A 230-nucleotide genomic window follows, 5' to 3' on the forward strand; every position below is an offset into this window, starting at 1 on the left:
TACATTTATATTTAATAGCCCATAAGCTTGTACTGCATCTGTATGAAAAATTGCTTGATGATTGCGCAACACTGCACCAATCTCCGCAATCGGTTGAATCGTGCCTATCTCATTATTTCCATACATAATAGAAACTAGAATTGTATCTGGACGCAAGGCCTCTTGTAAACTCTCTATAGATACTATTCCATGCTCATCTACTGGCAAATAGGTAACTTCAAATCCTTGCG

General features: G+C 37.8%; 1 protein-coding gene. It reads right to left on the reverse strand.

What is annotated here, in order from left to right; translation table 11 throughout:
* On the reverse strand, nucleotides 1-230 hold a 230-nt coding region (locus NG901_RS16880; protein WP_252217108.1), incomplete at both ends, for an aminotransferase class V-fold PLP-dependent enzyme.

This window comes from Clostridium sp. CMCC3677, from assembly GCF_023845585.1.
GTDB lineage: Bacteria > Bacillota > Clostridia > Clostridiales > Clostridiaceae > Clostridium > Clostridium aquiflavi.